At 39.3% G+C, this 18965-nt stretch carries 16 protein-coding genes; 7 read left to right on the top strand and 9 right to left on the bottom strand.

From position 1 onward, the window contains the following. Positions 1–5: 5 nt before the first annotated feature. The 5 genes from EL17_RS07925 to EL17_RS07905 all read right to left on the bottom strand — a co-directional run bounded on the left by EL17_RS07925 (position 6) and on the right by EL17_RS07905 (position 9047). A complete protein-coding gene (locus EL17_RS07925; protein ID WP_035072406.1) occupies positions 6–1490 on the bottom strand; it encodes an arabinan endo-1,5-alpha-L-arabinosidase in 1485 nt (494 codons plus the stop codon). Between the two features lie 32 nt (positions 1491–1522). Beyond that, positions 1523–3115, bottom strand: a complete 1593-nt coding sequence (locus EL17_RS07920; RefSeq protein ID WP_051719875.1) for an alpha-N-arabinofuranosidase — start codon at positions 3113–3115, stop codon at positions 1523–1525. A 139-nt stretch (positions 3116–3254) separates the two neighbouring features. Next, positions 3255–4241: an arabinan endo-1,5-alpha-L-arabinosidase gene (locus EL17_RS07915; RefSeq protein ID WP_035072404.1), complete on the bottom strand. Its 987-nt coding sequence runs from the start codon at positions 4239–4241 to the stop codon at positions 3255–3257. Positions 4242–4348: 107 nt separating this feature from the next. Further along, positions 4349–5911, bottom strand: coding sequence for a RagB/SusD family nutrient uptake outer membrane protein (locus EL17_RS07910; protein WP_205623548.1), 1563 nt, complete (start codon positions 5909–5911; stop codon positions 4349–4351). 34 nt (positions 5912–5945) lie between these two features. Then, entirely contained in the window at positions 5946–9047 is a 3102-nt protein-coding gene (locus tag EL17_RS07905) for a SusC/RagA family TonB-linked outer membrane protein (RefSeq protein WP_035072402.1), read from the bottom strand. Between the two features lie 401 nt (positions 9048–9448). Here EL17_RS07905 and EL17_RS07900 point away from each other — a divergent pair, with 401 nt between their 5' ends. From EL17_RS07900 to araA, 3 genes are all read left to right on the top strand, one after another. Next, positions 9449–10162 carry an NUDIX hydrolase gene (locus EL17_RS07900; RefSeq protein WP_035072400.1) on the top strand — a complete coding sequence of 238 codons (714 nt, stop codon included), beginning with the start codon at positions 9449–9451 and terminating at the stop codon, positions 10160–10162. A 116-nt stretch (positions 10163–10278) separates the two neighbouring features. Continuing rightward, positions 10279–12153, top strand: a complete 1875-nt coding sequence (locus tag EL17_RS07895; protein WP_035072398.1) for a sodium/sugar symporter — start codon at positions 10279–10281, stop codon at positions 12151–12153. A 32-nt stretch (positions 12154–12185) separates the two neighbouring features. Next, positions 12186–13688, top strand: a complete 1503-nt coding sequence (gene araA / locus EL17_RS07890; protein ID WP_035072396.1) for an L-arabinose isomerase — start codon at positions 12186–12188, stop codon at positions 13686–13688. Positions 13689–13810: 122 nt separating this feature from the next. On the opposite strand, the gene EL17_RS07885 is transcribed toward araA, so the two are convergent. Next, positions 13811–14479 (bottom strand): HAD family hydrolase, encoded by a 669-nt coding sequence (locus EL17_RS07885; protein WP_035072575.1) that lies wholly within the window; start codon positions 14477–14479, stop codon positions 13811–13813. A gap of 243 nt (positions 14480–14722) precedes the next feature. Here EL17_RS07885 and EL17_RS07880 point away from each other — a divergent pair, with 243 nt between their 5' ends. The 3 genes from EL17_RS07880 to EL17_RS07870 are packed head-to-tail and all read left to right on the top strand — an operon-like array spanning position 14723 to position 16394. Continuing rightward, the gene (locus EL17_RS07880; RefSeq protein ID WP_035072394.1) at positions 14723–15259 is read left to right on the top strand and encodes a CopD family protein; all 537 of its coding nucleotides are present in this window, start codon (positions 14723–14725) and stop codon (positions 15257–15259) included. Positions 15260–15270: 11 nt separating this feature from the next. After that, complete coding sequence (locus EL17_RS07875) at positions 15271–15957, top strand: SCO family protein (protein ID WP_084166144.1); 687 nt, start codon at positions 15271–15273, stop codon at positions 15955–15957. Beyond that, complete coding sequence (locus EL17_RS07870; protein WP_035072390.1) at positions 15954–16394, top strand: c-type cytochrome; 441 nt, start codon at positions 15954–15956, stop codon at positions 16392–16394. Before EL17_RS07875 ends, EL17_RS07870 begins: the two co-directional genes overlap by 4 nt. Before the next feature lie 18 nt (positions 16395–16412). Here the strand turns inward: EL17_RS07870 and EL17_RS07865 are convergent, their stop codons facing one another. Beyond that, positions 16413–16880, bottom strand: coding sequence for a hypothetical protein (locus tag EL17_RS07865; RefSeq protein WP_051719874.1), 468 nt, complete (start codon positions 16878–16880; stop codon positions 16413–16415). Between the two features lie 62 nt (positions 16881–16942). Further along, the gene (locus EL17_RS24340) at positions 16943–17332 is read right to left on the bottom strand and encodes a MerC domain-containing protein (protein WP_051719873.1); all 390 of its coding nucleotides are present in this window, start codon (positions 17330–17332) and stop codon (positions 16943–16945) included. Positions 17333–17583: 251 nt separating this feature from the next. On the opposite strand from EL17_RS24340, the gene EL17_RS07855 reads away from it, so the two are divergent. Beyond that, the gene (locus tag EL17_RS07855) at positions 17584–18405 is read left to right on the top strand and encodes an aminotransferase class IV (RefSeq protein WP_035072388.1); all 822 of its coding nucleotides are present in this window, start codon (positions 17584–17586) and stop codon (positions 18403–18405) included. 31 nt (positions 18406–18436) lie between these two features. On the opposite strand, the gene EL17_RS07850 is transcribed toward EL17_RS07855, so the two are convergent. Next, positions 18437–18877 (bottom strand): hypothetical protein, encoded by a 441-nt coding sequence (locus EL17_RS07850; RefSeq protein WP_035072386.1) that lies wholly within the window; start codon positions 18875–18877, stop codon positions 18437–18439. Positions 18878–18965 lie beyond the last annotated feature (88 nt).

Genomic DNA, 18965 nt, shown 5'->3' with positions numbered 1-18965 from the left:
TTTTTTCATTTTTTCTTTCCCCATATTGCTGTGCCTTTTTGATCTAATCCGGTAAAGAGTATAGTAGGTTTATGATTTTCCCAGTCATATCCATTATCTACAAAAACTTTCAAAATATTACCATCGCCACGGTTCACCGTAAGCCAGGGGGCGGCATAGGTCCAGGTTTGTCCTGCTTCATTTCCAATAGATCCATCCGCATTGAACACAAGATCTGAGGCCTGCTGCATATCGGGTAAAAACTGCTCATCTGCATAGCCAGGAATTATCCTATAATTAAGTACTATTTCCTCCCAGTTACCCACCAGATCTTCCGTGTTCACGTTTACCGTTTCCAAATTGGCAAATCGCTGGGGAGAAGCCAGGGGCCATCCATCATCTGTCCAATAAAGCTTCCTTACATGCATGATCATGTAAAACTTATCCGCCGCCGGCCTACCTTGATGAGCTATATAAAAAGTATCACCATCTCTAAACACCGCATTATGTGCCACCCCCTGCCATCCGGAGTGCCCCTGAAATTGATACGGAGCGACTATCATCGGGATATCATCATTTTTTCCGTTCATATCATTCCCATTATAATCCAAAAAAGGCCCAGTAGGATTTTCAGACCTTCCTACTCTGATATTGTATTTGGTCTCCAGCCAGTCATAAGAAAGAAAAAGGTAATAAAATCCAGTAGCTTCATTAAAAATCACCTCTGGTGCTTCGATATTCCCATTGATATTAGTACCTGAAAAACCCCTTTGGGCTATCCTAAACCCTTTATCGTTATCGGTTTTAGCCAATCCAGATGAAGGATCCAGTTCCATGACGTATATGCCATCAAATGCAGACCCGTAATACATCCAATGTGCACCGGTCTTATCTATGATAACGGCAGGATCTATGGCATTGGTCATAGGAATATGGGTATTAGAAGTCACTACTAATCCTCTTTCGGACCAGGGGCCTGTCGGAGAATCAGCGACCAAAAGTCCCGTAGCACTTAATTTATGCCTTTCAGATGCCAGTGAGTAGTACAACCTATATTCATTTCCTACTCTGATAATGTATGGTGCCCATACATTGCCAAAAGGCTCTACCCCATTTCTTCTGATATAATCTACAGCCTGAGCTGGTCTTCCATTTAATGCCCAACCTACAAATTCCCACTCCACCAGATCTCTGGATCTTCTTATCTGTATACCAACACGACTAATCGGCTGTCCATAAGCTACGTCCGTAGAGTAACTGTAAAACCAATCTCCATCTTTCAATACTGAAGGATCATGAACATTATATGGACCCCAATAACTGGCAAACTGGAATGAAGAAATCTCCCCATACGAATCCCGGATATCTGTAAGTTCAAAAGGTTTTTCCGCCTCGGGAACTTGGTCAGGCTGACTTTCTTCCCCTACCTCTTCCTGACATCCCCATAAGGATAAAAGACTAATAAATAAAAGTAAGATCTTATTTATATGATTAGATTCTATGGATTTCATGGGTTCATTATTAAGCTCTGCATGAGGTAATATTACCTTTGTACCTTAGCTTTAATAAGCGTAAAGGAATGTGCAGGAAAACTATATGTAATTTTATCACCTTTCCCTTTAAGACTTTTTTTCATTGTCTCCACATTAGTTTTTCCAAAATCATTTTCAGCTTTAATATCCGGTCCGTTCACTTCATATACTTCAAATTCACCTGTGAAGGCCCCTTCCTGAGCTATTATGTCAGTAGTAATGGCTTTGTCTTTATGCCTATTTACAACATTAATTATAACTTCATCGCCATGATAAGTAGCAGATACATCCAGATATGGAACATCTTTTAGATCTGCCCGCTGCTCACCCATTCCCAATGCAAAATCTCCTGTATCATATTTTTCTGAATCGACATATACATCCAGGGCTGTACCGAATACATGATTTGCAAAAAGTGCCATGGGGTGATAAATTGTTTGCAAAAACATACCATCTTCTTCGGCAAAAATCGGAGCTATCACATTCACCAATTGTGCCATATTAGCAATTTTTACTACGTCGGAATTTCTGATAAAGGCATTGAGGAATGATGCTATTACGAGGGCATCCTCTAGATTATACCGCTCTTCCAATGCCCTCTCACCTGTCATAGCGTCACCGGTCCGCCAGCGGTACCAAATATTATATTCATCCCATGCTATATATATAGGATCTCTATCTGCTCTTTCGGCACGGTGCATCGCTTCGTCTATTAATCCTTTTACCAGACGGGTACGCTGCTCCAGCACTAGTGGTGAGGCTACAAATGAATAGTAATCATCGTCAACATTCCCTACATACATATGTAAAGCCAGATAATCCACCACATCTTTAAGCTCATCTATAACCACCTTGTTCCATTGCATAGGATCAGCGCCGGGATAGAAGTTAGATGATCCTGCAGCCACTAATTTGATACTGGGATCAGTCAATTTCATCAGTTTGCCGGCTTCTCTAGCTTTTTTACTATAATCTTCTGCACTCAGATGCCCCATCTGCCATGGACCATCCATCTCATTGCCCAGACTCCAGTAGATGATATTATGTGGCTCAGTATACCCATGTTCTTTTCTCAGCTCTGCATATTTTGGACCGGAAGCTACATTGGTATATTCTACCCACCGGCGGGCTTCCTCTATGGTTCCAGTACCCAAATTAACAGCAAAATAAGGTTGGGTCCCCATCAGTTTGGCATATTCCATAAATTCATTGGTACCAAACTCATTACTCTCCAGTCTATTCCAGGCCAGTTCGAGTCTGGTAGGTCTGTCTTCACGTGGCCCTACACCATCCAGCCATTGATAATTGGAAACGAAATTTCCCCCGGGGTATCTTGTTAAAGAAACATTCAAACCTTTGACAGCTTCAAGTACATCTTTTCTAAAACCTTTTTCGTCTGAAAGAGGATTACCCGGATCATAAATTCCCCCATAAACATTCCTGCCAAGGTGCTCCACGAAATTACCGTAAATTTTTTCGTCTACTTCACCTATAGTCCTATCTAGGTCAATTTTTATTCTTGCGTTTTGGGCAAAAACGCCAATCACATTTGCCAGTTCTAATCCAACTATAATTGCCCCAGCATAGATAAATTTTAATTTCATCTGTTTACATTTTGTTTTTAATGGTCATAACTTTTCCAGATAGGTAGGGATGGTATCTCTCATACTGTCCAGTCCTCCCTCTGTGTGACGCTTCCGTCATGATCGATTTCATCTGAAGCGCTGTCATGATTTAATTGTATCAAAGTTTAACTGTGGGCCATCCGTCTTCATCCCACTCTATTGCTCGAATGAGTAATTTAGGACGTGCTTCATTTGCCGCCTCATATCCATGGAATAGGAGAAAATCTTTACCATCAAATGTATAAGTAGAGTTATGACCCACACCGTACCAGTCTTTATTTCCTTCCACGACCAATGTTCCACCTCCTTCAAACATGCTAGTACCTTCGCGATCCACATATGGACCTTGAACGGTATCCGATCTGCCCACCACTATTTTGTAGGTGCTTTTATCCCCTCTGCAGCACAGATCAAATGATACAAACAGATAATATTCCCCATTTTTTCTAAATATAAAGGGAGCTTCCACAGCGCCATCTCCAGGATCTCTATCATCGAGGGTGAAGGTTCTTTCCCTGCGTGCTATGGTAAACCAATCTTCTGGGCCTATTTCTACTGAAAGAAGATCATCAGCTAATTTTACAAGTTTAAGCCCATTCCAAAAAGATCCGAAACTCATCCATGCAGTTCCGTTATCATCTTTGATAATATGGGGATCGATGGCATTCCATAGATCTCTGCCGGGGACACTCTGTATGACTATTCCATGATCTTCCCATTTATACTCTGGAGATGAAGAATCAAGTGTTTTATTAGTAGCCACACCTATGGCGGAAGTATTTTTTGCGAAAGAGGATACCGAGTAATACAAATAATAGGTGTTTTCATGCAAAATGACATCCGGTGCCCATATATGATTTTTAAAATCAGGAGCTACGCTTTTCGCCCATGCTGGTGCTTCTGTAAATACGGGTTTCTCCCTCTGCCATGAATTCATATCATCCGATGACCATACGGAAATGCCAAGACCTGTAGTAAACAAAAAATACTTATCTCCTTCTTTGACCATCACAGGATCATGTGCAGGTACTTCAGTAACCTTTTCTTGGCCATAGGCTATTATAGAAAAAGCAAAATAAAATATGAGAATGAGGTGATTTTTCATTTTTAATATTTAAAATCCAAGAACACAGGAATGTCAAATAAACATCCGTGTGTTCTTAGAAAGGTGTAATAGGTTATATCTTGATAAATCTATTTATCTCTACCTGTTTAGTTAGCATCATTTGGAAGTAGATTTGGATTCACATCCAGCTCAGTTTGCGGTATCGGTAGGTATTCTTTACCCGGAGACCATCTAGTAAACTCTACATCATTTGCTCTTAGCATAGCCAGCTTTTCACTGTCATAAAACCAACCCCATCTGATAATATCATGGATGCGTAGGCTCTCGATTGCAAATTCCAAAAAACGCTCGTGGGCAATCTGATCCTTCATCTGGTTTTGATTCATATTGGGCCTTACTACTGATAGGCTAGGTAAATTAGCTCTGTCCCTCACCATTTGTATAAAATCGTAAGCTTCAGCAGTTCTTCCTAATTCATTCAGTGCTTCAGCATGCATTAATAAAATATCAGCATATCTTAATACCCTATAATTAATACCTGAACGCTCTACACCTCCTTGGCTTTCAGTAGCTACTCCTAACCCATCATGGGTATATTTCCTTGGAAAAATAGCATCTTGAGCATGAGGCCATGGCACCCCGTTATATACAGTGGTAGAATTCTCTTCAGGCTCATATGAAGCTATGGTAGACAGAAGCCTAGGATCTTTTCTTCCGTCAACTGTTCTTTCTAAATGGAAAGCATCATATAAACCTCTTGACGGAACAAAATCATTATATCCGAACCCAGGCTGGGCATAGGTATGGCCTACCGATGAAACCTGCATCCAGTTGGCATTAGGCTCTCCACCATAATTATATGTATTGCCTCCAACTCTATCGGGAGTAGCAAACTGAATTTCAAATAATGACTCCCTGTTGTTTTCATTATTAAAACCAAAATTCTCTCTAAAATTATCTACTAATCCATAAATGCCTAATCCTACCACAAATTCAAATTCAGTAGTGGCTTCCGCCCATCTTCTTTGATATAACAAAGCTTTTCCTTTCATGCCTGCGGCAGCACCTCTGGTAGCCCTTCCCACCTGATTGTTATCAGGACCTCCTACGCCTAAGTAGGAGATTGGCAATAATTGCTTAGCCTGCTCAAAATCTGCTGTGATCTGGCTCCAAAGTTCCTCTTCTGAGGCAGTGGCTGGATAAAATTCAGCACTTTCTATAGGAACAGATGTGATCAGGGGTACCCTTTGAAAATTAGTGACCAAATTAAAATAAGCGAGTCCTCTTAAAAAATGTGCCTGACCTACTATTCGGTTTTTCAATTCATCATCCATGTCGATAGGGGGTACATTTTCCAAGACCTGATTTGCCCTGAATACGATCTGGAAATGGGCATGCCATAACCATTGAATGGGGCCCGTGGAAGGCAATGCAGAAAAATTAGCTACCTGTGCAAGATCCAACCAAGGAGTATCCTGCTGGAAATCATCCCCTCTCCCATCTGTAAGGGCCGGTATCATTCTCATATAGGTACCATCTATGATCAGTGCAGTATAGACAGCGTTTATACCTTCTAACGCATGGCTTTCCGTCTGCCAAAAATCGGCTGGAACCTGATTATTAGGATTGTTGAGGTCCAACTGATCACCACATCCCACCGCTCCGAAAAGGAGTAATAGGCAAATGTATATTTTTTGTATATTTTTCATAATAATAAAGTCTTTGATTCAGTAATCACTACAGTTAAAATGAAAGTTGAACACCCAGCATGTAGGTTCTTGGCAATGGGTAAGATCCATTGTCAAATGCGGGCTCAAACACGCCAGATGTAAAGTCGGGATTGTATGCTTTATAATTCTGGAAGGTATATAAGTTCTGCAGCGTAACATATACTCTGGCTGTTCTAATACCTTGTATGGAATTTTCTGGAATCGTATAGCCTAAAGATACTGTGTTTAACCTGAGGTGTCTTCCTGGCTGCAACCATCCCGGACGGTTGGAATCTCTGCCATTATTATTAGGATCAAATTCCACTACTCTTGGTATATCAGTATTGGTATTCTCCGGTGTCCATCTTTCAAGAATATCTTCATGCCAGTTTATAAAATCTGATGTATGCATCAGTGTTCTATATAGCCTGCTATGTATATCGTATCCACTCGCGCCGGAAGCGAAAGTAGTAAAGTCAAAACTTTTGTATCTGGCTGAAAAGTTAAATCCATAGGTTAAAGAAGGTATAGAACTACCTAAAGCTACCCTATCTGCATCATTGATCACTCCATCACCATTTACATCCACAAACCTAACATCACCTGGAGAGGTACTGGCATTTTGGAAGGCATGGTTCTGTATTTCTTCTTGGCTTTGAAACAATCCATCATAAAGCCAACCAAAATGCTCCCCTACTTCACCACCTACCCGGGTGATAGTCCCTACACCATATATGGGCTCATTAGAACCACCCAAAGACAACACTTCATTAGATAGTGTACTCACATTGGCATTGATATCAAAGGTAAATTCCCCTTCATACTTATGATATCCAAGATCAAAATCCAATCCTTTATTACGAAGAGACCCTGCATTTACCACAGGAGCAGTATTTATCGACCCTGTCGAGGCAGGTATAGGCACGCCTACCAACAAATCTGTAGTAGTTTTATTATAATAGTCAGCAGCGAAAGTCAGTTTTCCTTTAAACAAGGTACCATCTAGACCTATATTCATAGAAGTAGCTGTTTCCCACTGTATATCCGGATCCACCAATGCAGTCTGTATACCACCGATGACTACATCATCACCGGCAAAGTGATAAGGTATATTTCTATTTACATAATTTTGATATAAGTAGTCTCCAATTTCCTGGTTTCCTAACTGACCATAACTTCCTCTTATTTTCAGATCTGATACGGCATCTTGATTGAAGGGGAAAAATTCCTCCTGAGATATTCTCCAACCCAATGCCAGCGATGGAAATACTCCATATCTAGAAGCAGGGGCAAATCTCGATGAACCATCCTGTCTAATAGTGGCCGTCATAAGGTATTTTCCATCATAATCATAATTTATCCTACCCAGGTAAGAATCTAAGGCACTACGGAACTCTGATCCGCTGGCAGTCTGGTTTGTACCGTTTGACAAAACAGGATAATAGGGTCTTGGAAGGCCTTCAGTATACCCGTTTCTGTTTATGGTACTGTTTGCTTGAAATGTATGACCTATCAGAACATCTAAATTATGGTTGCCGAATGACTTGTTATAATTCAAGGTATTTTCCACTAGTCCTACTGTAAAAATCCTAGACCCGTCATTTAGCCTTGCTATAGCATTATTAAAGAAATATCCCATATTAAATTCCGGGACTAATGAAAAATCTCGGGTCATGGTTTTGTCCCATCCTAAATTTACCCTGTATTTTAACCGGTGACCGTCTTTATCCAATAGCTGAAGTTCTCCGAAAATATTGGCAAAAATCCGGTCTACATCCACCCAGTTTTCAAATAAAGTATTAATTCCAGGGGCATTTAGCGCTATCACACTATGAACATCTGCATCAGTACCGCCAAAACCCCCTACATTATTAGGATTATATAATCTCATAGTAGGCGGGGTCATGAGCAGATCATTCACTAGAGGGGGCCTGCCACCGGTTAAAACTTGGTCATTAAAAGTCAAGGTGTTTTCTCTGGAATGGGTATAATAAAAAGATGATCCCATTTTAAATATGCCTTTCTCAGCGGTGGTATTCAATCTCGCAGAATACCGGTCGTAAGAAGGACCATTACCTACCAATATTCCATCATTACCAAAAAAGTCCAGAGATAAATTATAAGTAGTACGTTCACCCCCCCCGGAAAAACCTAGATTATGGTTTTGCCGCATTCCATTTTTAAAACCTAACTGTTGCCAATCATTGTCTACATCATTGATATAAACTGGAGAAGTGGGGTTATTGCCTGGAATCAAAGGCCTTCCAGCATTGACCCTCACTTCATTGGCCATCATTTGATAATTTTCTCTTCCCAATACTGGCATTCTTTGCCATACTTGATCGATACCATAATAGCCATTATACTCTACGGTAAGATCAGTATTTTTCCTACCCTGCCTGGTAGTAATGATGACGACGCCATTTGCAGCACGGCTACCATATATGGCAGTTGCCGAGGCATCCTTCAATACTTGCATCGATTCAATATCATTCGGGTTAAAATCCCTTACCGTAGTACCCACCGGCACACCATCCACTACATATAGTGGCTGGTTATTACCAAATGTACCTACTCCCCTTACACGCACATTCGGAACTGCACCAGGTTGTCCATCTGCTGTTACCTGAACACCCGAAACCCTGCCTTGAAGCATTTGGGCGACATCGCTTGTGGCAAACTTTTTCATCTCAGACGTCTCTACTATAGCCACAGATCCGGTGATATCAGCTCTTCTCTGTGTACCATATCCTACTACTACTACTTCATCTAAGCTGCTTACATCTTCCTGAAGCTGCACATTGAGTAGCGTCCTGTTACCAACAGGCACTTCTTGGGACATAAATCCGATAAATGATACAACTAAGACCGCATTTTCATCGGGTACGGATATTTCAAAGGCACCATCCATATCCGTGGGAACACCTCTGGTAGTTCCTTTTACTGTAACAGATGCGCCTGGTATAGGCTCACCATCTGCAGCCGAAATGACCCTACCTGTAATTGTAATATCCTCAAAATCACTAACCGTAACATTTGAGGAAGCTGGAGAAGCTATTACCTGTATGGGCCCGATGCTAGAAACTAGCACCATAAAAGCCATCAGTAGCTTGGGGGGTAAAAATTTTAATTTCATTTTGTGGGGGTTTATAGTATAATTAGATTTTTATTTAAAAACACCTGCTTTTAACAGGACCGTTAAGCCTACAATAGCTGATAATCATCAAGGTCAATTTGATTTCAGCAATCGTTTGTTTTCGAATATTAGAAAATTAAAAGATAGCATGCAAAATTTTAAATGTATTTTTTACACTAATTGATTTTAATCATAATCATATCCCCTTTATATTGTTTCAATTATCAATCATATTGATCCAGCCCTGTTAAAATATTGAGCTCATATGAGTATAAATCCATCATTTAAAAGGATAGAATGACTAGAAAATTCAATAAATACATTCTTGATATGATAAGTGTAAATTTGTGTTTTAATTATAGAATGGTATCTTTAATACCAATTTTAAAAACCCATGTAATATGATTAAATATTCTAGCCAGAACCGCATGTTGGTAGCCGTAGACTGCATTATTTTCGGTTTTGATGGCACTGATTATAAGGTATTGTTGATCCAGAGAGGTTTTGCCCCTGAAAAGGAAAAATGGAGCCTTATGGGCGGTTTTGTTCAGGAAAAAGAATCGTTAGAACAGGCGGCGGACCGGGTTTTGAAACAGCTGACCGGTTTAAAAAACGTGTATTTAGAACAGTTGCAGGCATTCAGTGAACCTGACAGAGATCCCATCGAACGGGTCATTGCCATGGCCTATGTTGCTTTGATCGATATCCATAAATACGAGCAACAAATCAATGATGATTTTCATGCAAGATGGTTTTTACTTAGAGAACTGCCAAAATTAATTTTTGACCATGCCCAAATGGTCGATACCGCTCTCCAAAGACTGAGGTACAAGGCTGCCTTTCATCCAATTTTATTCGAATTACTGCCCGAAAAATTTACCCTTCCACAGCTTCAGGCCATGTACGAAGGACTATATGACACTAAAATAGACAAAAGAAATTTTAGCAGAAAGGTCCTATCCACCAACCTTTTAATAAAAGAGCAAGAAAAAGACAAATCCAGTTCAAAAAAAGGGGCCTTCTATTATTCTATCGATAAAGAACATTACAAAGAAAAGTTTGAAAGTTTATTAAATTTTGTACCCAAAACAGAGATTACAGCACTCAATGAATAAAAATTTTTGATAGCATTTTTAAATTTCAAAATTTAAGTGTAAATATAACACTTCATTGAAACTGGTTAATACCTTTTAAGAAATATATGCTATACTCAAACCCAAACCTAATTTAAATGAATGCTGGATTTTCTACATTGGATTACATTATATTTGCAGTCTATGGATTGATGATCATCTCCTTAGGCCTATGGGTATCCCGCACTAAAAAAGGGGTACAAAAAACAGCTCAAGAGTATTTTTTAGCCGACAAGTCGCTGACATGGTGGGCAGTCGGAGCATCACTAATCGCTGCAAACATTTCTGCGGAACATTTTATTGGCACTTCAGGCTCAGGTTATGCTATTGGGTTAGGTATAGCTGCTTATGAATGGATAGCAGCAATAACGCTCATCATTGTAGCTAAGTTTTTTCTACCGATCTTCATCAAGAACGGAATTTACACTATGCCTCAGTTCCTCAGCCAAAGATTCAGCCAGGGAGTTAGTACAGCCTTTGCAGTATTCTGGCTTCTGGTATATGTATTTGTGAATTTAACATCTGTCAGTTATTTGGGAGCTTTAGCTTTAGAGAAGATAATGGGTGTACCCCTTATATATGGCATAATAGGCCTATTGTTATTCAGCGGTATTTATTCAGTCTATGGAGGGCTGGAAGCAGTGGCTTGGACTGATGTATTACAGGTATTTGTACTGATAGGCGGAGGGCTTATCACTACTTATTTGGCACTTGATGCTGTAGGTCATGGCGATGGGGTCCTGGCAGGTCTTCAGGGCATCTATACCAATGCACGTGAGCATTTTATCATGATAGTCCCAAGAGGAGAAATTATGGTTCCTGATGGAACTGGGGGAGTGAAAGATGCCTTTCAGGATTTACCCGGTCTAGCTGTAATCTTTGGGGCAATGTGGCTAACGAATATAGGCTACTGGGGTTTTAACCAATATATCATACAAAAAGGCCTGGCTGCTAAAAGTATTGATGAAGCAAAAAAAGGCCTTATTTTCGCTGCATTTCTTAAAATACTAATACCTCTTCTGGTGGTTATACCCGGTATAGCGGCTTATGTCCTGATTAATGAATACAGTCCGGAGGATTTGGCTGCTATGTTAAATGTTCCGGTGGACCAGGTAGGAACTATAGACAGATCAGATGAGGCCTATCCCTGGCTTTTGAAAAATTTTGTTCCTCAAGGAGTAAGGGGTCTGGCTTTTGCTGCATTAGCAGCGGCCATAGTATCATCTCTAGCTTCCATGATCAATAGTACCTCCACCATTTTCACAATGGATATCTACAGGGTATATTTCAATAAAAATGCAAGTAATAAGCAACTGGTAAGATCCGGAAGAATAGTAGCCATCATAGCATTATTAATCGCCATATATGTGGCACCTGCCCTTCAAACATTGGATCAGGTATTCCAATATATACAAGAATATACTGGATATATCTATCCTGGAGTAGTGGCAGTATTCTGCATGGGCCTCTTCTGGAAGCACATTACCTCCAATGCCGCACTATGGACCGCCATAGCCACTATACCTGCAGGCATAGTATGCAAAGTTCTGTACCCGGACATGCCTTTCCTCATCAGAATGGGATATGTGTTTATAGTATTGTGCTTTATAGCCTCCCTCATCAGCTTATATGAAAAAGGTAACTCTACTAAAACAAATTCAACCGAATACGGTAACGAGAGGTCTATAAAAAATACAAGTTATTTCTTTATAGCTTGGGGCGTGATCTGCCTTATACTAGGGACGGTTTTCTTCAGTAGATACCAGCATATCGGTATAGAATCCATATTTATGACTGCTACGATGTTTACCATGCTTGGCGTAATATTATACACAAATGTAAAATTCAAAAACGCTGATGTCAATGCACTGGACACAGATCCAGAACTATTCGATACGGCTACACCATTTAACCTAGGTGCCGCTGGAATTATATTAATAGTAGGCCTACTCTACTATTTCTTTTGGATGTAATTAATGAAATTTTATAAATCAACACGTAAAGAATGAAAAGCTTAAAAAATAATGAAGTCTGGTTTATAACCGGAAGCCAGCACCTATACGGGCCAGAAACACTGCAGCAAGTTGCAGATCATTCTGAGGCAATAGCCAAAGAATTGAACAACTCCGATTCCATAGCAGTATCAATAGTATTCAAACCTATAGTAACCACTACGGAAGAAATCTATGCTGTCTGTCAGCAGGCCAATCAAGCTGAGAACTGTATAGGAGTTATTACTTGGATGCATACATTTTCCCCTGCCAAAATGTGGATCAATGGCCTAAAGATACTTAACAGACCATTACTTCACCTCCATACGCAATATAACAGGGACATTCCCTGGAACAGCATTGATATGGACTTCATGAACCTTAATCAAAGTGCTCATGGAGACAGGGAGTTTGGGTTTATGGCCACCCGTATGCGTATCAACCGTAAAGTGGTGGTAGGCCATTGGCAGGATAACCAAGTCCACCAGCAAATAGACGGATGGGCCAGGGCTGCAAGTGGATGGCATGACTGGCAGGGGGCGAAATTTGCCCGTTTTGGTGACAATATGAGGTATGTGGCCGTTACCGAAGGAGACAAAGTCGAGGCAGAACTGAAATTCGGTTTTTCTGTAAATACCTTTGCAGTAGGCGACCTGGTGAAGGTGATCAATGACGTATCAGATGCTCAGATCCAAGATTTGGTGACTGAATATGAAACCTCGTACGATCTTTCGGATAATTTATTGGAAAACGGAGAAAAAAGAGCGTCTTTGATAGAGGCAGCCCGTATTGAAATAGGATTGGAAACTTTTCTTAAAAACGGAAACTTTAAAGGTTTCTCGGACACATTTGAAGACCTGCATGGAATGAAACAATTGCCCGGCATAGCAGTCCAGCGACTGATGGCCAAAGGTTACGGATTTGCTGGAGAAGGTGATTGGAAAACTGCTGCACTGGTAAGGGCTATGAAAGTGATGGGCACAGGTCTGGAAGGAGGCAATGCATTTATGGAAGATTACACTTATCATTTTGATCCAGACAATAGCTTGGTACTCGGTTCTCATATGCTTGAAGTGGATGAGTGTCTTGCAGCAAATAAGCCTTCCTGTGAAGTTCATCCACTGGGTATAGGAGGAAAGGAAGACCCGGTGAGGCTAGTTTTTAATGTAAATGGAGGTCAGGGATTAAATGCTTCTATCGTAGATATGGGCAATCGATTCAGAATGATCATCAATGAAGTGGAAGCGGTGGCCCCTACACATGACTTGCCCAAATTACCTGTAGCCAGAGTAATGTGGAAGCCATTACCCGATATGAAAACAGGCTGCGCAGCATGGATTCTCGCAGGTGGCGCACACCATACCTGCTTTAGCCAAAATATCAGTACCGAAATACTCAATGATTTTGCTAATATTGCGGGAATAGAATCAGTAAATATCGATAGAACCACTGATTTAAGACAGCTTCAAAATGAGCTGAGATGGAGTGATGTTTATTATAAAATTTATGATAAATAATATAAAGAGGCTGTCTTGTAAGTCGATTCAATAGCCTGGGACTTGGCTGTATGAAAATTGATTCAGATACTGACCCGAATGAAACAGAGGCTGTCTTTACTTATGAGACAGCCTCTTATTTTTTAAATCAGCTGGTCAAGCTGGGGGTCTTCATAGTCTTTTATAAAGAACTTGATATTATCGAGCGCTGCAAATTCCTCTTTCCCGTGCATCGTAGTCAAAACTACAGCATCCATCCCGGCATTCCTGGCTGCTTCCACTCCCTTCGGGGCATCTTCAAATACCAGACATTCCTCGGGTTTTACCCCTAAAGCTTCCGCTCCTTTTAAAAATGTTTCAGGATCAGGTTTACTCCGTTCGACTTCATCTGCACTGATCAATGAGGCAAAATATCTGCGAAGATCAAGATTATCCAAAACAAAATCGACATTAAACATTATAGCGGCTGACCCTATGCCCATGGCTATATTATTTTTCTCTGCCTTTGACAAAAAATCCTGTAACCCTGAAATGGCTTCGAGGTGAGGTTTATATATTTTTTGATATTGCTTCTCTTTGTTGACCGAATGCTGTTCTATCTCCTCAGGCTGAAAATAATCCTCTCCAAAAACCCGGACAAGCAATTCAGCATTTTTTCCGTACATCTCAGCTTTTAGATTTTCATAGCTTAGATCTGAACCCAGTTCTTTAGTAAGAATTTCATACCAAGCATCAGTATGGTATTTCATATCATCTATTAAAGTGCCATTCATATCAAAAATAAATGCTTTATACTTATTAGTAGTTGCCATATAACATCTGGTAAATAGTTTATGGTCAATTTTACGCAAGAAATCTGCCATTCATAAATTATAAATATTTCAAAAGCTATAAAAAAATATGCCGTCCAGCATAAATAAGATATGCTACATATAATCAAATAAATAAATGCAGCCTTGAGTCTATTTAATCACATTTGTAATTTATGAGATAATAGATTAGAGGCCAATTGCAGGTAAACAGATAAGGCCTTAATTTAGGGGAAAAATTCAGTAATGGCATTCGATTATATTAAATCCTTACATATTATATTTATCGTCACCTGGTTTGCAGGCCTTTTTTACATTGTACGGCTATTCATATACCAAACAGAGGCTATGGAAAGACCAGAAGGTGAAATAAAAATTTTAAAGCCCCAACTGGACCTCATGGCTAAAAGGCTTTGGATGGGAATAACATGGCCATCGGCCATACTGACTCTCTTATTCGGGTTTTGGACTTTATATTACAGGTGGGGATTTTTGCAGATGGGATTCATGCAGGCAAAGTTGGCATTTGTTTTTTTCCTTTATATCTATCACCTCAAATGCCATTTTATCTATAAAGAGCTACAAAGTGGCATCACTAAATGGACCAGTAACCAGCTAAGACTATGGAATGAAGGAGCTACTGTACTATTATTTGCCATAGTATTTCTGATAGTATTAAAAAACCTTGTTGACATGGCCTGGGGACTAGCAGGCCTCATATTATTAAGTGCTGCTCTTATGTTTGGAATATGGGCATATAAGAAAGTGAGGGAAAGGAACTAAAAATATATTTGATGTGTAGAGCTAATAAAAATTCGATGTTTAGAAATCAGTTTGTTTTAATTTTATCCGCGATATGTTCTACTTTACTGTTCCCCAGCTGCAATACAGAAGGGGATAAAAGAGGGGAACTTCCTATTTTAGGCCACCGATATACAGAAAACAGGGAAGTAGACGGAAGGGTAATCATCGATACCGTATATCATCAAATAGCAGATTTCTCATTTGTAAACCAAGATGGCGACACAGTAACCAATGAAACAGTAGAGGGGAAAGTATATGTAGCTGATTTCTTTTTTACCAGTTGCCCCACCATCTGCCCTGTTATGAAAACAGAAATGCTGAGGGTCTATGATCGCTTTGGAGATCATCCGGATTTTAAAATATTGAGCCACAGTATAGATCCTAGCTATGATACTGTCCCATTATTAAAAGACTATTCTGAAAGATTGGGGGTAGCAAATGCGGATACCTGGCATTTCCTTACAGGAGATCAGGAGCATGTATACGAAATCGGCCAAACCAGCTATATGACTACCGCTATGGAAGATAAGGATGAACCCGGGGGGTTTCTTCACAGTGGTGCTTTCATACTGGTAGATCAAAACGGCCATATAAGGGGCATCTATGATGGCACCAAATCTGATCAGGTAAACAAGCTGATGAATGATATTCCCAAACTATTACCCAGTATAGAATGAAAATTCAATTTCCATTTTTGACCTTCTGCATACTATTGTGTTTTATAGGATGTGATAGTGAACAAGGTAAATCGCCATCCTTATCCCATATTAAAGATACCAAAACAAAGCAATATGCAGTAGAAGGCAAAAACCTGTATGAAAAAAACTGTGCTAATTGTCACCAGACAGATGGATCGGGTTTGGGACGGGTCATACCTCCACTTGCTCATTCAGATTATATGAAGGATGATATAAGCAGAACTGTAAAAATTATTAAACATGGATTAAGAGGAGAAATAACTGTAAACGGGGTAGTTTATAATCAAAACATGCCGAGTAATCCTCACCTTACTAATATGGAAATAGCGCAAATCACTACATATATTTATAATATCTGGGGAGATCATACTGGTGTAATTGATGCTAATCAAGTAGCAGATTTCTTAAAAGACTAATCAATAAATTTTTTTACTTTATAATGTCACCTCCTCAGCCCGACTCAAAGCAGATTTTATATTTTCATTGACTATAATCACTTTCTCTTTCTGATCCAATAAATAAGCTTTGCTTTCTTGTTCATCCATACCCTCTAACTCAGGACGGAATTGCCTCATCCAGATAAACATATCTTCGTATGCCTGGTCTAGATCATGTGCCAGCCGCTGACGTATTTCAATTCCCTCTTGATACTGACCCTCATTTCGTGATTGAAGATCCGCTACTTCATCATGTAATCTTTTTTGATGAGATTTCAGGGCACCCATTTTAGGCATAACTTCATCATGGATGGCTATCACTTCATTTTTTAATTCATCATTTGTGCTCTTTTCCTCTACTGTGACTTTTTGTTCTTTATTGGAAGATCCAGGTGATCCACAACTCAATAAAACACCTAAAAATATACCATATAATAAACTAATCTGGGGACATTTAGTAATCATGATGCAGCGTATTTAATAATCCCCCCAAGTTATGAAAAAATCAGAAGGAATCTATATAACAGTTATTTCGTTCGCTTTTTGACTGCCGACAACCGATGGTGAAGATAGTGTAATATGATTAAAAATATAGAGCTCAATAGCGTAATTACTTCCAGTCCTTCATATCTTTCGTGAAGTAAAATACTAAGAGAAAACATAGATACAATTATCCAAAATAAATACTTTAATCTGGAGGACGGGGAGTTTCTGGTACTAAAATATACAGCAATAACTGCTATAACAATAAAAAAATAATCCAATATGTGCCAATGCCCCAGAATGGTATAATTGAATATATACCCTATAGATACCAGAGCAGGTGCAGCCAAACAGTGAACTATGCAGGCTATAGAGGCAGATATACCGATAAAATCGGATTTGCTTTGAGATATAAGTTTAAGTTTATGCAACATAATTGCAAATATAAAATATGTTTCCCTTTTAAAAAAATAAATGCTGAAATTCTAACCATTTACTTTAATAGCAAATTATAATTACCTTTAATGCATCATAAAAAACAAAATTTTACAACACCAAAAAAATTCTGACATAAATAAATGTTAACGCTATGGACAGAATAGGCCTATTATTAAGCGGCCACATTTATAGAAACAATTCCTTTAAAGGTATTGATTGACTTTATTAATAAACAACTTCCTGATTTATGAAAACCTATTGTTTCGCAGAGCAAAAAATAATATTGACTGAAGAAGCCCGTATTCATCCTTCCGATATAGGACTGACCAGAGGATATGGTATATTTGACTTTTTCAGAACAGTAAATTACAGACCCCTTTTTTTGGAAGATTACTTAGATAGGTTTATTAATTCCGCCTCCCACACCCATCTTCCTTTATCCTACAGCAAAAAGGAATTAACCGAGATAATTGGTATGCTTATAGATAAAAATGACCTCAAACAAGGGGGGGTGAGAATGGTGCTATCCGGTGGAGTCTCTGCCAATCATTTTAGCCCGGCAGAAGGAAAATTGTTTATATTTTGCGAAGATTTATTACTCCCTGGAGAAGAAAAATTTAGGAACGGTGTTAAATTAATAACCGAAGAATATGTCAGACCCCTTCCAACTATAAAAACTACCAACTATAGCCAGGCGGTTTTTTCCAGCATAACATGGAAAGAAAAAAATGCAGAAGATGTATTATATTTCCATAAAGGACTTATATCGGAAAGTAGCAGAAGCAATATTTTCATAGTACAAAAAGGTAGATTGGCCACCCCCCAATCAAACATCTTAAATGGAATAACCAGGAAAAATGTCTTAAAACTAGTACCAGAAACAGAGGTTCGCGATATTACTTTGGAAGAGGTTATATCTGCCGATGAGGTTTTTATGACCAGTACCACTAAGCGTCTGCTGCCAGTTACACAGATAGATGACCATATCATCGGCAACGGCAAACCTGGGCCTTTAACACTTTCTGTCCTGGAAAACTTTAAAGCTGAAGAAGCAAAAAGCTCCAATTAATGGAGCTTTTTTTTATTTTATGGAGCCTATTTTAATTGGTCAGCAGTTCTGCATCTTTCAAAATATACATGAGCTTTTCAGGATCCTTTGAATTTAAGACTAACGTCCCTTTAACCTGAACCCTTTTAGAGGTATATTTTATAGGTTTTTTAAGCATGACTTCCATCACTGTCTCTGGTCCACCTGATCCACAGAAAAAACATTCAGCCAGGGGCAGAGATGAGAGTATAATATGCTCGGGCTTAAACATCCCCTCAAAAGGAATGATATAGCCATCTGCCGTAATGGCTTTTCCTTCCAGTTTTTTGATTTTATCATCAAAAACCGGCAAGTACAATTCTCCAAAATCGTCTTCACCTATTTTATAAGTAACATTAGACAGGTCCTTCCAGACATTAACCTCCTGTGAGAAAGATGCGTTACATACCAAAAAGGTGATTAAAGCAACTAAAGATATTTTAATTTTATTCATCTGATTATATTTTTTTCAAAGGTCAAGCCTGACTTCCGTCAGGCAGGTGTAATCACATTAGATAGCCTGATTTGCCGAACTATCAAAG

This window comes from Anditalea andensis (assembly GCF_000714815.1).
Classification (GTDB): domain Bacteria; phylum Bacteroidota; class Bacteroidia; order Cytophagales; family Cyclobacteriaceae; genus Anditalea; species Anditalea andensis.
The sequence above is the reverse complement of the archived record's forward strand: the minus strand, read 5'-3'. Positions and strand labels throughout refer to the sequence as shown.